This is a genomic window from Weizmannia sp. CD-2023, from assembly GCF_036225245.1.
In the GTDB taxonomy this organism is placed as follows: domain Bacteria; phylum Bacillota; class Bacilli; order Bacillales; family Bacillaceae_C; genus Weizmannia; species Weizmannia faecalis.
In genome coordinates, this window is the sequence record NZ_JARTJQ010000066.1 from 1 (window position 1) to 18033 (window position 18033).

The following is an 18033-nucleotide window of genomic DNA, read 5'->3' on the forward strand; positions in this document are numbered from 1 at the left end:
AGCCATGCTTGAATATGACTCCAGCCGCAAAATGAAAGTCATCCAGCGAGATAGGCTCCATGCCGCAATGAATGCAGCACCAGCGCAGGAACAGAAATCAGCCGGTGCCTATTTTCAGGGCAGACGCCAGTGCCGCAAAAAATTTAGCACCAGCGGAAGAATGAAAATCCCGTCGCAAATTTTCAGGATAGACAGCCATGCTTGAATATGACACCAGCCGTAGAATGAAAGTCATCCAGCGAGATAGGCTCCATGCCGCAATGAATGCAGCACCAGCGCAGGAACAGAAATCAGCCAGTGCCTATTTTCAGGGAGAAAGCCATACCCATTGAATGCAGTGCCAGCAAGTCACCCACCGAGATAGGCGCCCATGCTGCAATGAATGCGTACTGGCGCAGGAACGACCCTATTTCCAGGGTAATCGCCCGGCGGCAAGATAAATAGCGCCGGCAGGAGGATGAAAATCAGCCGGTGTAATGTTCCGGATAAAAGAATGGAAAACCGCGGATCGATTGTTCATCCGCGGTATATCCTTTAAAAGGTACAGCGAGCAGTCCGCAACCGGAATGAACCAGATCCGGCCCCATATCCAATGGGATGAGACAAGCCATACCCGCTGTTTTTTTCTGTGTTCCACTTATTCAGAAGCCGAATGGCCAAATCTACCGGCTTGCTCCGGCCTATTGTTTTTAACGCCCTATTCGAGATTGCTGTGCCGGCTCAACGCTGCTTCATTCCCCGATTTCTGCTGTTCGGCAATTTTCAGGCAAACCGCGTCAAAAAACAGATGAACAGACTGGTCGAATAATGAGCTGAGCGGCTGTCTGCTTTCAATTTCTCCCGGCCTCCGGTATTTCGTGGCAGACGGAATATGGACTACGCTATCCGAAGTTTGCGCAAGTCTCGAAGACGGATCAGAAGTTACCCCCACAACGGATACACCATTCTTTTTCGCTTTTTCCGCCGCTTGCACCACATTGGAAGTCGTGCCGGAACCAGAGACGGCAATCAATAAATCTCCCGGCTGAATCGAAGGAGTGATCGTCTCGCCGACAACAAACACATGGAAACCAAGATGCATGAGCCGCATCGCAAAAGACTTGGCCATCAGCCCCGAACGCCCCTCACCCAATACAAAAATGCTTTTCGGAGAAGCAAGCATATCCGCCAGCTTTTCCACTTGTTCCCCGTCTATTTTTGAAAACACCGTTTGAATTTCATTTAAAATGACTTCTATTTCCCGATTCATTTCAATGCCTCCCAAGCTTCTTTTATCTTTTGTGCCGCAAGCAAAGGATCACTTGCCTTGCTGATTGCTGAACCAATAATGAGCACATCCGGCTGAAGGGCGCGGACGGCAGCCAAATTTTCCAGTGAAATGCCCCCGGCCACTGCAAGCTGCTGGTTGCGTGATGCTGCGCGGTGCCCCCACGTTCCGCCTCCGCCTTCTTCCTGCTGGTCCTTGCTGATATGCTGGCAGACGATGATGTTTTCCAAACGGGCAATCTCCTTCTGTTGATGCGCCGCTGTATTCAAAAGGTCAACCATCACTTGTCTATCAAACTGCCCGGCCATATCCAAACACGTACGGAGTGTGACAGGAGGGGCTGCCCCCATCACAGTCGCAATGTCGGCTCCCGCCCGAAAACAAAGTTCAAATTCGTACTTCGCATTGTCGAACGTCTTGATATCGGCTACCACCGTTTTGTCCGGAAACCGGTTTTTTATGTCATAAATGCTTTTGACGCCGAATTCTTTAATTAACGATGTGCCGACTTCAATCCATTCTATCGCTTTTTCCGCTTTTGCTGCAATTTCGATTGCTTCCTGAATCGTGAATCGGTCTAATGCCAGTTGAATCTTCATTTTAAAACCGCCTTTGCTTCAAGATTTTCCGGCGCCAGGGGAGACGCCTGTTTTTTTGCCCGGACCATCAAGGTTAACAGAACCGAGACAAGGAGCGAGATCGCCATAAAGATAAAAGATGCCTGCGTGCTGCCCGTTGCCCCGTTTAAAAATCCGACAATGTATGCGCCAACAAAAGAGCCTAAAGCACCCATGCTGTTGATAAACGCATTGGCACTTCCTGATACATTTTTCGGCAAAATTTCCGGCATGATTGCGAAAAACGGCCCGTATGGTGCATACATGGCGCCTCCTGCAATGACAAGCAGCGCGTAAGAGAACCAGAAATTGGATGAACCGATCAAATAAGAACCGTAGAAGGCAATGGTGCCGATCAATAGCGATACCCAGACAAATGTTTTGCGATTTAGCGTTTTATCGGAAAAATAGGAAACAGCGATCATCCCGATTGTCGCCAGTAAGTATGGAGCGGCAGACAGCCAGCCCGTTGCCACAATATCCATATGGGAGGCCGCTTTTATCATGGACGGCAGCCACATGACAAATCCGTAGACGCCGATGCTCCATGCAAAATACTGAACCGCGAGAATGAGCACCGTTTTATTGCGGAACATTTCTTTATACCCCGCTACTTTGATCATTCCTTTTTGTTCTTCTTTCATTTCAGATGCGATGTTTTCCTTTTCCTCATCCGTCAGCCACTTTGCTTCTTCCGGCTTATTTTCAACCAGCTTCCACCAGAAAAATGCCCAAACGATGGCCGGAATTCCTTCCACAATAAACATTCCCCTCCAGTCAAGCACCTTTAACAAATAACCGGAAACAATGGACATCCATAAAACGGTGACAGGATTGCCCAAAATTAAGAAGGTGTTGGCACGGGAACGCTCTTCTTTTAAAAACCAGTTGCTCAAAAAGACGAGCATTGCCGGCATCACGGCAGATTCCACGACACCGAGGAAGAACCGGATCGGATACAGCCATGCGACATTATGGACCAGACCGGTTGCAGAAGCAAGCAGGCCCCAGAGAATCAGGCTGACAAATACGAGCTTCTTGGCACTTCTTTTTTCTGCATACGCCGCGCCCGGAATTTGAAAGAAGAAATAACCGAGAAAAAATAATGCCGATAAAAAGGAGGCAACACCTGTAGTTATATTTAAATCGTGCGCCATTCCGCCCGCTGCGCCAAAGCTGTAATTCGCCCGGTCGAAATAGGCAAGGCTGTAGGTAATGAAAGCGATTGGAACCAGATGCAAAAATCTCTTCTTGCTTGCGACATTTCTCAACGACTTTTCCATTCCAAAACACTCCTTTGTTGTGGGTTTAACCGTTTTTCACCGAATGCCCGTTCATAAATGCCAACAGTTCTTCCCGGGTCGGAAGCCCGTTTTTATCCCCGGAAGACATGGTTTGTAAAGCGCCGATTGCATTCCCTCTTTCCGCTGCTTCAAATGGAGTTAAACCGTCGAACAGGCCGCTTAATACACCGGCTGCAAATCCGTCTCCAGCACCAACCGTATCCACCACTTTGGTAACCGGGAAGCCTGGAACGGTATGCGCTTTCTTTTCCGTTGCCACATAGGCGCCTTTTGCCCCGAGTTTGACAAACACCATTTTGGCACCGTGTTCAAGATAATATTTCGCGATATCTTCAGGCGCTTGATAGCCGGTCAAAATTTTCCCTTCTTTGATACCGGGAAAAACAATGTCGGCCTGGCAGGCGTATCTTTGAATCGTTTCCGCCATCGTTTTTTCGTCTTTCCACATGGAAGGGCGCAAATTCGGATCAAACGAAACGATACTGCCTTCTTTTTTGGCTTTTTGTATGAAAGCTTCGCTCAGTTCCCGTACAGACGGGGAGAGTGCGAGCGGGATCCCCGTTAAGTGATAATGTTTTGCATGCATTTCTCTGAGTTCAGGGAAATCTTTGATCCCCATCAGGCTTGCGGCGGAGTTTTTACGGTAGTAATAAACACCCGGATCGCCTTCCGATACTTTTTCTTTCAATTGAAATCCCGTCAAGTTTTCTTCGTCTCTTTTAATCAAGGAAGTATCCACTTTTTCACGCTGCAGTTCCTGGATGATATAATCGCCAAGCGGGTCTGTTCCGACTTTGCTCAGCCACAGTACCCGGTACCCGAGGCGAGAAAGTCCGATTGCCACATTTGTTTCCGCCCCTGCCAGTTCTTTTGTAAAATGCCGGACCGAGGCGAGCTGTCCGGGTTCTTCCGCAATAAACATGCCCATCGCTTCTCCGAATGTCAGCACATCATACACTTTCATTTACGAACACCTCTTCTTTCAGCAGTTCGATGTAATCTTTCAAATCACTTGTAATCGGAAATTCTAACGCAATCGCGGCTTCTTTTGGCAACAGATGCAGCAACCGTTTCCATTTTTGCCTGCCGTTTTGGCCAATTGGGATCGTTGCATAACCGGATGCCGTTTCCACCACTTCTTTCACGTGAATGTATACTACCTCGTTTTTTAAAGCGGCAGCGGCCTCTTCAGCATCTTCCCCTGTGTAAGCCCAGTTGCCGATATCACAGGTAAAACGGATCGGAATGGCCTTGCTGCGGCATGCTGCAAAAAATGGCGCGAGCCGCTCTGTTTTTCCCCCGAGGTCCGTTTGATCATTCTCGATGGTCACCAGGATGCCGGCATTCGAAAAGCAGGCGGCAGCTTTGGCAAGCGTATCCACATCAGATAGACCCTCCCGGTAGTTGCCCAATGAAAATTTGATGAGTTTTGCCCCGAGCTCCACAGCCTCCTGCCTATAAGGCGCCACATCGATAACTTGATGATCCTCCCCAAATAAAGAAACCGGGCAGGAATAGTAAGGGATCAGCCCCGCCTTATCGAGCATGCCTTTCACCGCGGGTAAAAGAGAAGACGGGTCTTCAAGCAGCTCCCGCCGGATTTCCACCCCGTCACATCCGGCCTTGCGTATGGCGGCGAATAACACCGGGTAAGATAAAATGGCAGTATCCTGAAATGCATTCATGGTGACAAATAAATGGGCCATTGGTGTTTCCTCTTTTCTTGTGTGTTGGAACCGAATTTCTTGGGACCGATACCATTTTTCAAATGCCGGATCTGTATTTTATAAATTGAATAAAATATCGCAGCTCTGTTGCCTGCTGTAAAAAATAGTCATCGTGCAAATTGGTGCTTGGGAACTTAAGTACAACTTATATAGTTTGCAAAATTTCCATGAGCAGTGCGATGTGGGGATGTTTTTTGGATTTTCCCGTTTACTCTATTTATCGTTTTTCCTGTTTTTGATCTTTCCGGGAGCGCTCTTTTTGATGGGACCGGTACCATTAAAGGGGAAAGCTGCCACTTTTGTCTTGACTAATCCCATGTTGACATCTTTTCAATCCTGCAGGCTGATCCTTTGATGCAGGATTTCAGCCTGTATCGTCGCCTCTTTCGGTGAAACCGATCTCAATTTTCCTTAGGGGGAAGTTATCTCCCCGGGGTAGATTCCCTTTCAATCAAACGGGTCTGGTAAGAGATCGTCTGGACCGGCGATTCGTTGTCCGCCAGCCGTTTTAAAATGAGTTCCATTACCGTTTTACCAATTTGATAAGTCGGCTGTTCAATGGTGGTAATGCCTGAAAATACAGCAGCTGCCCACTCCGGATTGTCAAAGCTCAGAAAACCGGTATCGTCAGGAATTTTATAGCCCTGCTCTTTCAGTTTGATAATGATTTTTAACGCGATGACACTGTTTCCGGCAATGATGGCCCTTGGTTCTTCGCTGGTAAGGGACAAAAACGTATTGAGCTTTTTCTCCAATTGGCTTTCGTCATTGAGATCCACTTCAAACAAATCTTCCAGGCTCGGGTGACTGGGGCTAACCAGCCGTAAAGCCTCCTGAAATCCTGTATACCGTTCGTGCCGCGGGCTGAAATGTGCAACCGGCTCTGTAAAATAGCCGATTCTTTTATAATTTTTCTTTATCAGATAGGACACGGCCTGCATCACGGCCCCGCGGTTATCAATTTCAACGGTATCAAACGGCAGCGCAGGAATTTTACGGTCAACCAGGACAATCGGGGTTTTGCCGTTTTCCGACAAGGTTTCCAAGAAATCGCTGTTTCCTCCTGTTGTTTGAATCAGCAGCCCGTCAATCTTGTGGGACTGCAGCATGGAGATATACTCGCGTTCTTTCGCCGGACGGTTATCAGAGTTGCAAATCAGCAAACTGTAGCCATGCTGCTTGCAGACATCCTCAGCCCCCCTTAAAATTGCCGTTGTATACGGGTTGGTAATATCCGCAACCAGCGCGCCAATCAAGTAGCTGCGGCTGCTTTTCAGCCCTCTCGCCAAATTATTCGGGCGGTATTGGAGTTCATCGATCACCTGTTTGATTTTTTGCTGGGTTTTCGGTGACAATTCATGAAACCGGCCGCCTAAATATCTCGAAACGGTTGATTTCGACACGCCAGCTTTTTTTGCCACATCGTAAATCGTGACTTTCGCTTCTTTTCCCCTCATGTTGTTTACCATCCATCTTTAAAATGAAACCGGTACCATTTGATTTCATTATAACAAAGTGAGAGGAGCTGTCAATCAAAAATGAACGAAAATTTTTTCCGACTCCCCTCGGTTTTGTGCCGCCGCATATGAAAAAGAGCTCTTTTTCAAGAGCTCAGTTTTTAAATGAGTGAATCGGGGCCGGGATTCTGCCGCCGCGGGCAATGAAGTCCGCTGATGAAAAGGAATGGACGCCCATCACCGGCGCATGTCCGAGCAGGCCGCCAAATTCGATCGTATCGCCAACCTTTGTGCCCGGTGCCGGAATGATGCGGACCGCTGTCGTTTTATTGTTAATGACGCCAATTGCAGCTTCGTCCGCGATCATTGCTGAAATCGTTTCTGCCGGAACATCGCCCGGAATTGCAATCATGTCAAGGCCGACGGAGCAGATCGCGGTCATCGCCTCCAGTTTTTCGAGATTCAAGGACCCGCGGTTGACCGCATCAATCATGCCGGCGTCTTCAGAAACCGGGATGAATGCGCCGCTTAAGCCGCCAACATGGCCGCATGCCATAACACCGCCTTTTTTCACGGCATCATTCAGCAAAGCGAGCGCCGCCGTTGTTCCGTGCGTACCGACAGACGCAAGGCCCATTTCTTCCAAAATATGGGCTACAGAGTCGCCAACAGCCGGTGTCGGGGCAAGCGACAAGTCGACAATCCCGAACGGAACACCGAGCCGTTTGGATGCTTCCATGCCGACAAGCTGGCCCATCCGCGTAATTTTAAATGCGGTTTTCTTGACCGTTTCCGCAACGACATCAAACGGTTCGCCTTTCACTTTTTCAAGGGCGCGTTTTACCACACCCGGGCCGCTGACGCCGACGTTGATGACGACATCCGCTTCACCAACCCCGTGGAACGCGCCAGCCATAAACGGATTGTCTTCCACCGCATTCGCGAACACAACGAGTTTTGCACAGCCGAGCCCTTGCGTATCGGCAGTCAGCTCGGCCGTCTTTTTGATGATGACACCCATATCACGGACCGCGTTCATGTTAATGCCGGAACGTGTCGAGCCAACATTGACCGAGGCACAGACTCGTTCGGTTTCAGCCAGTGCCCTTGGAATCGAATCTATCAATATTTTATCGCCTTTGTGGCAGCCTTTTTGCACCAGCGCCGAAAAGCCGCCAATAAAGTGAACGCCGACTTTTTTCGCAGCCGCATCAAGGGTCTTGGCAAAAGCAATGTAATCTTTTTCGTCCGTTGCCCCGGCGATGAGGGAAATCGGCGTGACCGAGATGCGTTTGTTAATGATCGGGATACCGTATTCCGATTCAATCTCTTCCCCGGTTCGGACAAGGTTTTCTGCCAATCGCGTTATTTTATCATAAATCTTCCGTCGCACCTTTTCCCCGTCCGCGTCAATGCAGTCGAGGAGCGAAATGCCCATTGTGATGGTGCGGATATCGAGTTTTTCTTCTTCAATCATCCGGATGGTTTCAAGTATTTGTTTCGTTTCCATGATTGTCCCCCGTTTTTACAAGCTGTGCATCGATTGGAAAATTTCTTCGCGCTGAATTTTGATTTGGACTTGCAGTGCTTCGCCTTTTTTCGCAAGGGCTTGTTTGATTTCATCAAAATTCGCTTCAGCTTTCGACAAATCGAGCATCATCATCATCGTGAAATAACCGCTCATGATGGTCTGGCTGACATCGAGAATATTAATCTTTAATTCTGCCAGCTGTGTGCTGACACCGGCAATGATGCCAACCTGATCTTTGCCGATTACTGTCAAAATTGCTCTCATTTTGTCCACTCCTGTTTTGTAAAAAAATTCATATCCTTACTATCACAAATTTTTCCGGTCTTGTCTATGTATATTTTTGGAATTTTTCATTAAAAAATAGGGCAGCAAGATTGAAACTCCCCTGCTTCCCTTTTCGCCGTAAACAGATTGTCGCAAACTTTCAGTATCATATAGAGAACAAGCGCACCGGCAACGAGGCCAGCCCCCGCAAGCCGGTTTTTCGTGCACAATTCTAATCTGTTTTTATCGGCAATGGAGACGCCGCCTGCTAAAAATCATGTGTTAAAAGCTGTTCTTCCACCACCCGGGTCAGCTTTCGTAGCTGTCAATCATATTCGCAATATGTGTGTAGGCGCCGCCTGCTTAAAGCATGTCAACAACGATCCTGCGCTCAAGCTGTTCTTTCTTTATACCGCCCGGGTCAGCTTTCAAAGCTGTCAATCATATTCGCGATATGCGTGTAGGCGCCGCCTGCTGCAAGCGCGCCCGCAACAAGGATGGCTTCCGCAAGTTGTTCTTCCGTTGCGCCCGCTTTTTGCGCCTGTTTGGAATGAAAATCAATGCAATACGGGCACTCGGTAATATGGGCGACCGCAACAGCAGCCAGTTCTTTGACAAGCGCAGGCAATTTGCCGGCTTTCATAGCAGCAGCACCGAACGCATTGTAGGCCGCGAAGCCGTCTTTGGCAAGATGGTTCATGTTGGCAAGTTTTTTCATATTGGATTTTTTGTAAATCGTATCACTGGCATCTTCAATCAGGGCAAGCTGCATATGGACACTGTGGGCCACCGCGCCGCCTGCTTCCAGCGCTGCTGCCACAAATGCCGCTTCTGTAAGTTCTTCAAGACTGACACCGGCTGCTTTTGCTTTTTTTGTATGAATGTCAAGGCAATACGGGCATTTTGTCGCATGGGCCACGGCGACGGCGATGATTTCTTTGTCCCGGGCAGAAACGGCACCGTCTTTAAACACTTCGGCATTGAGGCGGTCAAAAGCAGCCGCCTGTTCCGGCGCAAGGTCTTTTAATTTCGATAGATGTTGCAGCATATCTTTTTCATAATACGACATAAAGGACACTCCTCCCAATTGGAATACTTGTTTTTCATTATAGCCCTTCCATCTGAAAATGAATATTCATCTGCTTTTGTGTGGTAAAATGGGAAGAAGATCAATATCAGGATGGTGATGGTTTTGTTTGATTTTGATACAGTCATTGAGAGAAAAAATACCGCTTCTGTTAAATGGGAGCAGGTCAAACAGGTCTTCGGGGAAGAAGATGTGCTCCCGATGTGGGTGGCCGATATGGATTTCAACCCGCCGCATGAAGTGGCGGAAGCGATTAAAAAGCGGGTTGAACACGAAATTCTCGGATATGCGTTTGTGCCGGATTCCACTGCAGAAGCGATTCAGGCATGGCTGAAAAAGCGTCATAACTGGGACATCCACCCGGCGTGGATCGCGTACTGTACCGGCATTGTCCCGGCGATCAGCACAGCCATTCAGGCATTTACCGAACCGGGCGATAAAGTACTGCTGATGTCTCCGGTGTACCATCCGTTTTTCCATATGGTTGAAAAAAACGGCCGCGTTGTCGCAAACGCGCAGCTGAAGCTTGTGGAAAACCGGTTTGAAATCGACTGGGAGCAGGTTGAAGCGCGGCTGAAAGAAGGGGCAAAGCTGTTTTTAGGCTGCAATCCGCATAATCCGGGCGGGCGCGTCTGGACGAAAGACGAGCTTATGAAAATGGCGGATCTTTGCGCGCAGTATAACTGTTTGTTTTTGTCCGATGAAATCCACTCCGACCTTGTATACCCGCCGCATACCCATGTGCCGGTTGCTTCGCTCGGGGACAAGTACCGCGATATGACCATCACCTGCATTGCGCCGACAAAAACGTTTAATCTAGCCGGGATCAAAGCTTCTGCCGTCATCATTCCGAACCCGGAACTGCGCAAAAAGTTCAAAGATGTGCAGGCGGTAAACGGGACATCTGCCTTGAATACATTTGGCATTGTCGGCATGGAAGCAGCATACCGGCACGGCAGCGAATGGCTGGATGCGCTCCTTGTTTACTTGAAGGAAAATATTGATACAGCGGCACGGTTCATCGCGGAACGCCTGCCGGAAATCCGGGTGATGGAAACAGAAGGTACGTATTTAATGTGGCTCGACTGCCGCGCATATGGCCTGGAAGAAGAGGCATTGAAGGACCGTTTATGGAAAAAAGCAAAACTCGGCGTCGAAATCGGCAGCAAATTCGGCCCCGGTGGAGAAGGCTTTATCCGCATGAATATCGCCTGCCCACGCAAAATTTTGATGGAAGGCTTAAACAGGCTCGAAAAGGCCTTTTCGTAAGGAAAAGGCCGGCCCAAAAGGTTTGGGCCGGCCTAGGTGTTTTTGGGTGCTTGCAATGCGGGATGATGGAGTCTTTATGTTTTTCGCGTCCTTGAGCATGTTCGCAGTCCCCTTGGAAGTTTAACCAATATCCACAAACCTTTCTTTTTCAAGGATTCTAATCACTTGGCTTAGGTCTGGCACAATATCGGAGGTATGTTTTTCATTTTCAAGTTGAGTATTTAAGTCTTTTCTAACTGATACAGGTAATGCGGTGCTGCAACACAACAACACAAAGTCGTAATATATAAATGATTCAATCAAAATATATCTTTGAACAACCTCTGTTTTTCAACAGGATGGACTCAGTAAAATCCAATGGAAACAGGAAGCCCTTCATTTTCTAAGAATATGTTGATTCGCTGTTTTTGATTTGAAAAGGTTTTAATAGATCTTCAAAAATGGATTTGATTGAGTCATCTTCTATAATATTGGCCATATATCTAAACATCATCCAGAATATAATCACGATGGCTTCTAAGCTAGTTTACCAGGGCCGGCAATGGAAATTGAAAGTTACTGGGACCAACAAATGGCTGCTGGCTTTTGCTCGCTTATACAATGCCTTTTCTAGACAATCATGGTAATAGAAAAGCCAAAACAAAGCAGAAAACTTTAAAAATTAAATCATAACGTTTACTTAGTATACCCACAAATACATGAATTAGGGAATATTTACCCATCAAAGCAGCAAAAGTAAATTTATCGAATACCCAGACACCTCTAGATACCTTCTCTTGGGAAAACTACCTATTACCACGATTGTTAGATTTTCGTCACGGATTTGGTATTACCTATATTAATGAACCAAGAAAAACTGGACCCGAATTGGATCCAGCCTAAGTTTAAGTTGACAATTGAATTGAAACTGAAAATGAACTGGATGCATCCCTACTTTCCAGCAGATAGCCTTGATGCCTTATTGTCCAGATACCAACACGAAACAGCAGGTGCCGGCTCATTTTTTATAAAAGCGGGTAACTTCTTCTGCAATTGGATTTTCATGATCCAATTTACAAATATCCTGAAGGACTGCCTGCAATCCTTTTTCTTTCAGCTGCTTTTGCAGTTCGACCGCTTCTGGATCAGTATCGACGTCAAATTTTAAGCAGTAGGCGATGGCCTGGGCAAGATGCGTAAACGGCAGTCCTAATTTTTGTGCTTCTCTTGCCGGCCTTACCAAACGGTCTTCAGGACCCAGTTTGCGGATTGGGGAGCGCCCGACCCTTCTCACATCATCTTTAAAATACTTATTTTGGAAACGTCCCAGAATCTTTTCAATATATTGCTGGTGTTCCGATGGATTTAAACCATACCGTTTAATCAAATAATTGCCGGTTTCTTCAACTGTTGCTTTCACTTTCTGATAGATTTCCGTATCTTCCAATGCTTGATCGATTGTTTCTTTTCCTTCTGCATAGCCGATATAAGCAGTGACAGCATGCCCAGTATTGACCGTAAATAATTTCCGTTCAATATAAGGCTGAATATCAGACACAATCTTCATACCTGTTACTTCAGGAATGCTGTCTTTCGTTTCAACCACCCATTCAAAGTAAGGTTCAACCAAAACATCCAGTAATTTTTCATTATGCTGGGCAGGAACAATACGATCGACCGCACAATTCATAAAAATGACCTGATTTTCCATTTTAGTACGTGTATCTGGATCTAACAGTTTTACAACATGCTCTTTCAATATATCAGTTGCCGAGATTTGGTTTTCACAGGCAATGACATACAGTTTTTCATCTGTTTTCTCTAATCTGCTGGTAATCCCTTTTGCAATTAAAGGAGCAATTCCTGGTAGAATGCTGACGCCGACTGCAGTGGTCACATAAGTTGCTTTTTCAATTGCTTCTACAACAGCCTCAGGATCAGTTTTACTATTAATACCGGATACGTTTGTAATATGTTGAACTTCTTGATGCTCTGCAGCCATATAAACATCATATGACTTCTTACTGTTCAATTCCTGGATAATCTGGTCAGCCACATCTACAAACGTAACATGATATCCTGATTGTGAAAATAGTGCACCGATAAAACCTCTCCCAATGTTTCCTGCTCCAAAATGGACTGCTTGTTTCATGATCATCATTCCTCTAGAATTTTATTTTTTATAAACTGGTAAAAAGATTTTTCCAGTTTTTCGCGAATTAAATGTTCATTGGCAGATGAAAAAATCAAGATGCTTTTATTGTCCTCAATGATCGTTGAGCTCACAAGGCTCATGATCTCTCTTTGGATCGGTGTTAATTCTTCTGGCGCTAAAAGGAGAAGGATATTGCGTACACTCATTGGTTTTTCATCCATTCCCCTTAAAATGAAGGGCGTATCTAAATGCCCCAACTGAAAAGCCAGTTTCTTCACACCTTGATCCTGGCAATGAAAGAGAGCCATATTTGTTCCCGGAATTCCGAGGCCAGCAATTTTTTCGCGTTCCAGCAGCCGCCTATATATCGAATCAACATTTTTTATGATATCTTGCTGAAAGCAGGATTCAACCATCAAACGAATAATACCCCGATAATCTTCTCCGTTTAAACCGGTATAGACTTTAAGATTCCTCAATAAGGTTGATATGCTCGAATACATATATTTCATGTCATCCATTAGATTATCCAATGTTTTGGGTCCAGACAAAAAGTCAGTTTCAATGGGTTTTACGTTTTTTTCTCTAAAATCTTTCTGGTCTGAGTGAATATAGCTATTAATGTACCCCTCAATATTTTTCACATCTTCTTTACTCAATAAGGGATTGACATAAATGTACGTATGTTTTGCCCACGGAAGCCTTACAGTTGAAAATACCAAATCATATTGATCAAGATCCTTTGTCTTCATTTCTTTTATGGATGAAATTTCAATGTTCGTGATGCATGGTATCTCTTTGCGCAGCCGAGTTTCAAGCATTTTAGATGCACCGATTCCAGTCGGACAGACGACTAACGCATGCAGATTAATATTTGACTGTCTTTGTTCCAAGGATGCACCGAAATGCAGAACAATATAGGCGATTTCATCGTCTGGAAAAGACAAATCCTTAAATACCCTCTGTGTAACGTCTGTAATGACTTTGAATAATTTCGGATATTGCTGTTTAATTTGTTCTGTCAAAGGATTATACGACCCAAGATTTTTTCTGATTCTGAAAATTGAAGGCTTTAAATGGGCTAGCAGGCCTTGAAAAAGCGAAAAATCAGAAGTCAAATCAACGTTAATTTTTTGTGAAACCAATTCGATCAAATGTTTAATATTCCTACTTGTGATCACATTGTCGTCATACACTGACTCGGCGCTTTGCACTTTTGAACCCTTAAAATACTCCGCTAAATACTGCTTTTCAAGTTCTGAAATCTCGTTTTTTATTTCATTTTCAATTCTGTGGCAAACTGACTGAACAAACGCAATATCACTTTCCTCAAGATCGCTATGATGGTCTACGTCCTGCAATCTGTAACCCTTACTGTATCTTTGATAAGTGATATAAACTTGTAAAATAAAAGCCATATAATCACTATCTGCCAGATCAATTTTCTTTTCTTCCAGCTCTGTATTGACAGCATTTTGAACTACATTTAAATACGCTGGTTCAAAATAATGAAGAAATAAGCTGTCCGTATACCTAAATCTGTGGTGATCTAGCTGAAATAGGGCTTCTATCAGCTCTTCGTGAAAATGCTGGATAAAAAACTTTCCCAAAGCCTTTCTTTTCGAAGCTTCATTGCCTGAAAGCTGTATACCAAAATTACGTTTCCGAATCAGCATAAGGCCGAATCCTTTCACAAATGCCTGCAAATCATCCAGATAAGAGGCAATTGTCGCTGCGGAAATATCAAGGTCTGAAATCAATGCATGCTGTTTTATCGGTTCTTTCGCTTGCAACAGTTTTATTAGGACTATTAATTTTCGTTGATCAACCGAAAAATCTAATGGACGCATTCTTGACAGACTTTGGGAAAGTTTGAAGATATCCTCATTTTTTCCTTTAATGTATAAGAAGTTATCTTTATTCCTTGAAATTTTCAAGTTATATTCTGATAAAATCTTTTCTATGTTTCTCATGTCCCTGTTCACAGTTCGTTCGCTTACATGAAGTGTACTTGCAAGCGAAGAAACTGTGTGGGTCCCACTCATTTTTAGGAGCAGTTCCAGTATGTTTTTTTCCCTGTTTCGAATAAACATCTGATCAGCCCATTTCTTTTTTCGTGGAACAGCCATTTTTATATGATTATGAATTAACAGGTTGTTCAGTAATGCTGCCAAAATAGCTTAACAATTCATCGACCGTTTTTGCTTCAGTCATTTTTTTAACTGTTTCTAAATCGGAGCATGTCTCTGCTATTTTCGACAGAATACCTAAATGCTCACCATTCTTTCCGGCAATGCCTATGACCATGCGGACCGTATTCCCATCAAAATCAATTCCCTCCGGAACTTGGATAACTGTAATCCCAGATTTCAAAATTGCCTCTTTTGCTTCATCTGTCCCATGCGGAATAGCAATCTCATTACCGATATAAGTAGATGTAAGTTGTTCACGTTGAATCATCGCATCAATATATGATTCCGTTACATATCCATTATCTACCAAGACACGTCCGGCAAAACGTATTGCTTCTTCTTTGTTTTTAAACGATTGATTTAAAAATACATTTTTTGGAGGCAAAATTTCATTATTTGAATTTTCCTCAACTTCCGGCACTTGGGTTTGATCCTGCTGCGTGACATTGCCACCATTACCTTTCAGTTGTTCAATCAGACGCTCATATTGTGAATTGTCGAGGAAATTGTCCACAGAAACATGGTAAGCATTTGGCGCTTGTTGTTTCGCACGGCTTGTTAATTCTCTTTGAGTGATTACAATTTGCATATCTTTCGGTAGATTGCGGATTGCAGTATTGGTAACTGTAATCGGAAGCCCTTCTTTTTTAACCATTTTTCTTAAGAGAGAAGCCCCCATTGCGCTTGAACCCATACCTGCATCACAAGCAAATACAATCTTCTTTACTTCACTTGGATTCAATTCACCTTGATTATTTGATAATAAGGAAGCAGCTCGGCTTTTTTTACCTTTCATGCTTTCCATTTTTTCAGTTGCTTTTTCCAAATCTTCATCTGTGCTCTTATCCGTTTTCAAAATGAAGAAAGATACTACAAAGGAAACAACCATCGCAACAAGTACATCTGCAATATTAGCGATATAATTCCCTAATGCATGCGGTGTAACCGCCAGAATCGAAATAATGGATCCAGGAGATGCAGGCGCAACCAAACCGCCGTGTAAAGTTACCAAAGTCAGGACACCACTTGCACCACCCAAAATAACAGAGAAAAATAGCAACGGTTTCATTAAGATATAAGGAAAGTATATTTCATGAATCCCGCCAAAGAAGTGGATAATAGCTGCACCAGGCGCAGAACGTTTTGCCGTGCCTTTACCAAATAAGCAATAAGCCAGTAGTACGCCCATCCCTGGACCAGGATTTGCTTCCAGTAAGAACAGGATCGATTTTCCAGTCTCTTTTACTTGTTCAATTCCAAGTGGAGTCAATACCCCATGGTTTATTGCATTGTTTAGGAAAAGAATTTTAGCAGGTTCGATAAAAATGCTGACAAGTGGCAGAATACCGGTATGGATCAACCACTCAACGCCTGCTGCCAACGCTTTCGAAATTTCATCAACGAGAGGACCGACTCCTAAGAAAGCAAGAACAGCTAGAGCTCCTCCAAGTATACCAGCTGAAAAGTTATCAATTAACATTTCAAAACCGGCTTTAACTTTGCCTTCGATCATCTTATCAAATTTTTTGATGATCCAGCCTCCAAGCGGCCCCATAATCATCGCGCCCAAGAACATTGGAATGTCTGTCCCAATAATAACACCCATTGTTGCAATCGCACCTACAACACCGCCACGGTGTTCATAAATCAATTTACCACCTGAATAGCCGATTAAAATCGGAAGAAGATAAGTAACGGTCGGGCTGATCAACTCATTTAGGGTTTTATTAGGAATCCACCCACTAGGATAAAGAAATATAGCTGTAATAAGACCCCAGGCAATGAATGCCCCGATATTTGGCAATACCATCGTGCTAAGAGAGTTTCCCAGCTTTTGGACGGCTACTTTAATACTTTTGCCTTCGCTCATTATAATACCTCCCACAATTGCATATTTATCAAAAACTTTCGTTATAAATCCTATTTAAAGGTTAGAAATTCAACATTCAGCGCGCCGTTTGTTTACGTTTACACAAATTCATTTTAAAAGGAGTTCCTTTATCTTTATTATAGGTTGGGGTGACAACGCATTCAATGATCCATAAATATGATTTTGTCGAAACTACCTTTGACAAATGTTTATTTATACGAAGACCTTGATCCGGTAGTATAGATAGACTGCTTGAACCAATCCGAATTGGGCGTTTGAATATAAGAGGCGGGAGCCTTTATCAACTGGAGGGATTGAACTGTTTATAACATGGCATCAAAGTAAGTATAAGTACTTTCCACTTCGTTCATCCCGTACTTGAGCTGGGCTTTTAGGAAATCAACCGTTATACCGTCGAAATCCACTAATGAAAATGAAGCTGGTTGTGGGCTGGCACTCCGTGTCATGTTAGCCCTGTCCTTAGGCATGATCAAAGAAAACCAGGCTGAAAAGTGAGGAGCTTTGTTTCTTAGCCTTTCAACATTCAGGAAAGTATTTTAAAAAGCGCTTGTGGGTAATTGGATTCGTGCGCCTTTTTAGGGTGTGCTTTCTATTTTACCTGAATCCGTGACGAAATTTTCACTTAACGTTAACCCATTCGCATGAAATCTAGTATAATAAGCATATCCATTAAATTTAACTCATTCCACATTCAGGTGATCTAATGAAAAAGTTAGTGATAGAAGCCACGAAAGAACGAATTGTTGCCCAAAGCGGTTTAGCGATAGTAGGAAATTTACTAAATCTAACGAATTTAGCTTCCAGGTTAAATGCCTATCGACTCCCTGATATTTCCCGAAATCCCGTCTGTTCCAATGCTGATGTGGCCAAATCCTATATTGGCCTGCTTTGCCAAGGAGAAAGTGATTATGACAATATTGAAACCTTCCGCGAAGATGCCTTTTTTGCACTGGCTTTGGATATCCAAAGGGTTCCTTCCAGCCCGACTTTAAGGCAGCGATTGGACCAAGCTGCCTTGACGGAAAAATGGAAAGCGATCTTGCATGAAGAATCGCTGAATCTGATCCGCAATACAAATGCGGAAATTAGCCCAGTTTACGCCAAAGACAAACCGTATATCCCGGTTGATCTGGATGTCTCCCCTTTTGATAACTCCAAAACAAAAAAAGAAGGAGTGGAAAGAACCTATAAAGGCTGCGACGGTTATGCACCTATGTTCGGTTACATTGGGCAGGAAGGCTACTGCCTGCATGTTGAGATGCGAAAGGGAAATAACCACTGCCAAAAAGGTAC

15 protein-coding genes are annotated in these 18033 nt (G+C 44.6%); 3 read left to right on the forward strand and 12 right to left on the reverse strand.

The window, feature by feature from the left end; translation table 11 throughout:
• Nucleotides 1-205 (forward strand): hypothetical protein (locus tag P9687_RS09440; RefSeq protein WP_328228889.1); only part of this gene is annotated, 205 nt, incomplete at its 5' end.
• Between the two features lie 492 nt (nt 206-697).
• Here the strand turns inward: P9687_RS09440 and hxlB are convergent.
• From hxlB to P9687_RS09485, 9 genes are all read right to left on the reverse strand, one after another.
• The gene (hxlB, locus tag P9687_RS09445; protein WP_035182653.1) at nt 698-1249 is read right to left on the reverse strand and encodes a 6-phospho-3-hexuloisomerase; all 552 of its coding nucleotides are present in this window, start codon (nt 1247-1249) and stop codon (nt 698-700) included.
• Complete coding sequence (gene hxlA / locus P9687_RS09450; RefSeq protein WP_026684602.1) at nt 1246-1866, reverse strand: 3-hexulose-6-phosphate synthase; 621 nt, start codon at nt 1864-1866, stop codon at nt 1246-1248. The genes hxlB and hxlA overlap by 4 nt, the downstream gene beginning before the upstream one ends.
• The gene (locus P9687_RS09455; RefSeq protein WP_014096327.1) at nt 1863-3167 is read right to left on the reverse strand and encodes an MFS transporter; all 1305 of its coding nucleotides are present in this window, start codon (nt 3165-3167) and stop codon (nt 1863-1865) included. The genes hxlA and P9687_RS09455 overlap by 4 nt, the downstream gene beginning before the upstream one ends.
• 25 nt (nt 3168-3192) lie before the next feature.
• On the reverse strand, nt 3193-4152 hold the full coding sequence (locus P9687_RS09460; RefSeq protein WP_014096328.1) for a sugar kinase: 960 nt from the start codon (nt 4150-4152) through the stop codon (nt 3193-3195).
• The gene (locus P9687_RS09465) at nt 4139-4894 is read right to left on the reverse strand and encodes a sugar phosphate isomerase/epimerase family protein (RefSeq protein WP_014096329.1); all 756 of its coding nucleotides are present in this window, start codon (nt 4892-4894) and stop codon (nt 4139-4141) included. Before P9687_RS09465 ends, P9687_RS09460 begins: the two co-directional genes overlap by 14 nt.
• 443 nt (nt 4895-5337) lie before the next feature.
• Nucleotides 5338-6372 carry a LacI family DNA-binding transcriptional regulator gene (locus tag P9687_RS09470; RefSeq protein ID WP_251460003.1) on the reverse strand — a complete coding sequence of 345 codons (1035 nt, stop codon included), beginning with the start codon at nt 6370-6372 and terminating at the stop codon, nt 5338-5340.
• A gap of 154 nt (nt 6373-6526) precedes the next feature.
• Complete coding sequence (locus tag P9687_RS09475) at nt 6527-7882, reverse strand: PFL family protein (protein ID WP_014096331.1); 1356 nt, start codon at nt 7880-7882, stop codon at nt 6527-6529.
• A gap of 15 nt (nt 7883-7897) precedes the next feature.
• The gene (locus P9687_RS09480; protein ID WP_026684598.1) at nt 7898-8167 is read right to left on the reverse strand and encodes an ACT domain-containing protein; all 270 of its coding nucleotides are present in this window, start codon (nt 8165-8167) and stop codon (nt 7898-7900) included.
• A 421-nt stretch (nt 8168-8588) separates the two neighbouring features.
• Nucleotides 8589-9236: a carboxymuconolactone decarboxylase family protein gene (locus P9687_RS09485; RefSeq protein ID WP_026684597.1), complete on the reverse strand. Its 648-nt coding sequence runs from the start codon at nt 9234-9236 to the stop codon at nt 8589-8591.
• 117 nt (nt 9237-9353) lie between these two features.
• Between P9687_RS09485 and P9687_RS09490 the strand changes: the two genes are divergently transcribed.
• Nucleotides 9354-10523 (forward strand): MalY/PatB family protein, encoded by a 1170-nt coding sequence (locus P9687_RS09490; RefSeq protein ID WP_026684596.1) that lies wholly within the window; start codon nt 9354-9356, stop codon nt 10521-10523.
• Nucleotides 10524-11520: 997 nt separating this feature from the next.
• On the opposite strand, the gene P9687_RS09495 is transcribed toward P9687_RS09490, so the two are convergent.
• Genes P9687_RS09495 through P9687_RS09505 form a run of 3 tightly spaced genes read right to left on the reverse strand, consistent with a single transcriptional unit; the run spans nt 11521 to nt 16719 of the window.
• Nucleotides 11521-12654 (reverse strand): mannitol-1-phosphate 5-dehydrogenase, encoded by a 1134-nt coding sequence (locus P9687_RS09495; protein ID WP_035182663.1) that lies wholly within the window; start codon nt 12652-12654, stop codon nt 11521-11523.
• Between the two features lie 5 nt (nt 12655-12659).
• Nucleotides 12660-14831: a BglG family transcription antiterminator gene (locus P9687_RS09500; RefSeq protein WP_328228078.1), complete on the reverse strand. Its 2172-nt coding sequence runs from the start codon at nt 14829-14831 to the stop codon at nt 12660-12662.
• Entirely contained in the window at nt 14797-16719 is a 1923-nt protein-coding gene (locus P9687_RS09505) for a PTS mannitol transporter subunit IICBA (protein ID WP_035182661.1), read from the reverse strand. The genes P9687_RS09500 and P9687_RS09505 overlap by 35 nt, the downstream gene beginning before the upstream one ends.
• 724 nt (nt 16720-17443) lie before the next feature.
• On the opposite strand from P9687_RS09505, the gene P9687_RS09510 reads away from it, so the two are divergent.
• Nucleotides 17444-18033: transposase (locus P9687_RS09510; protein ID WP_328228809.1), on the forward strand; the 590-nt coding region annotated here is incomplete at its 3' end.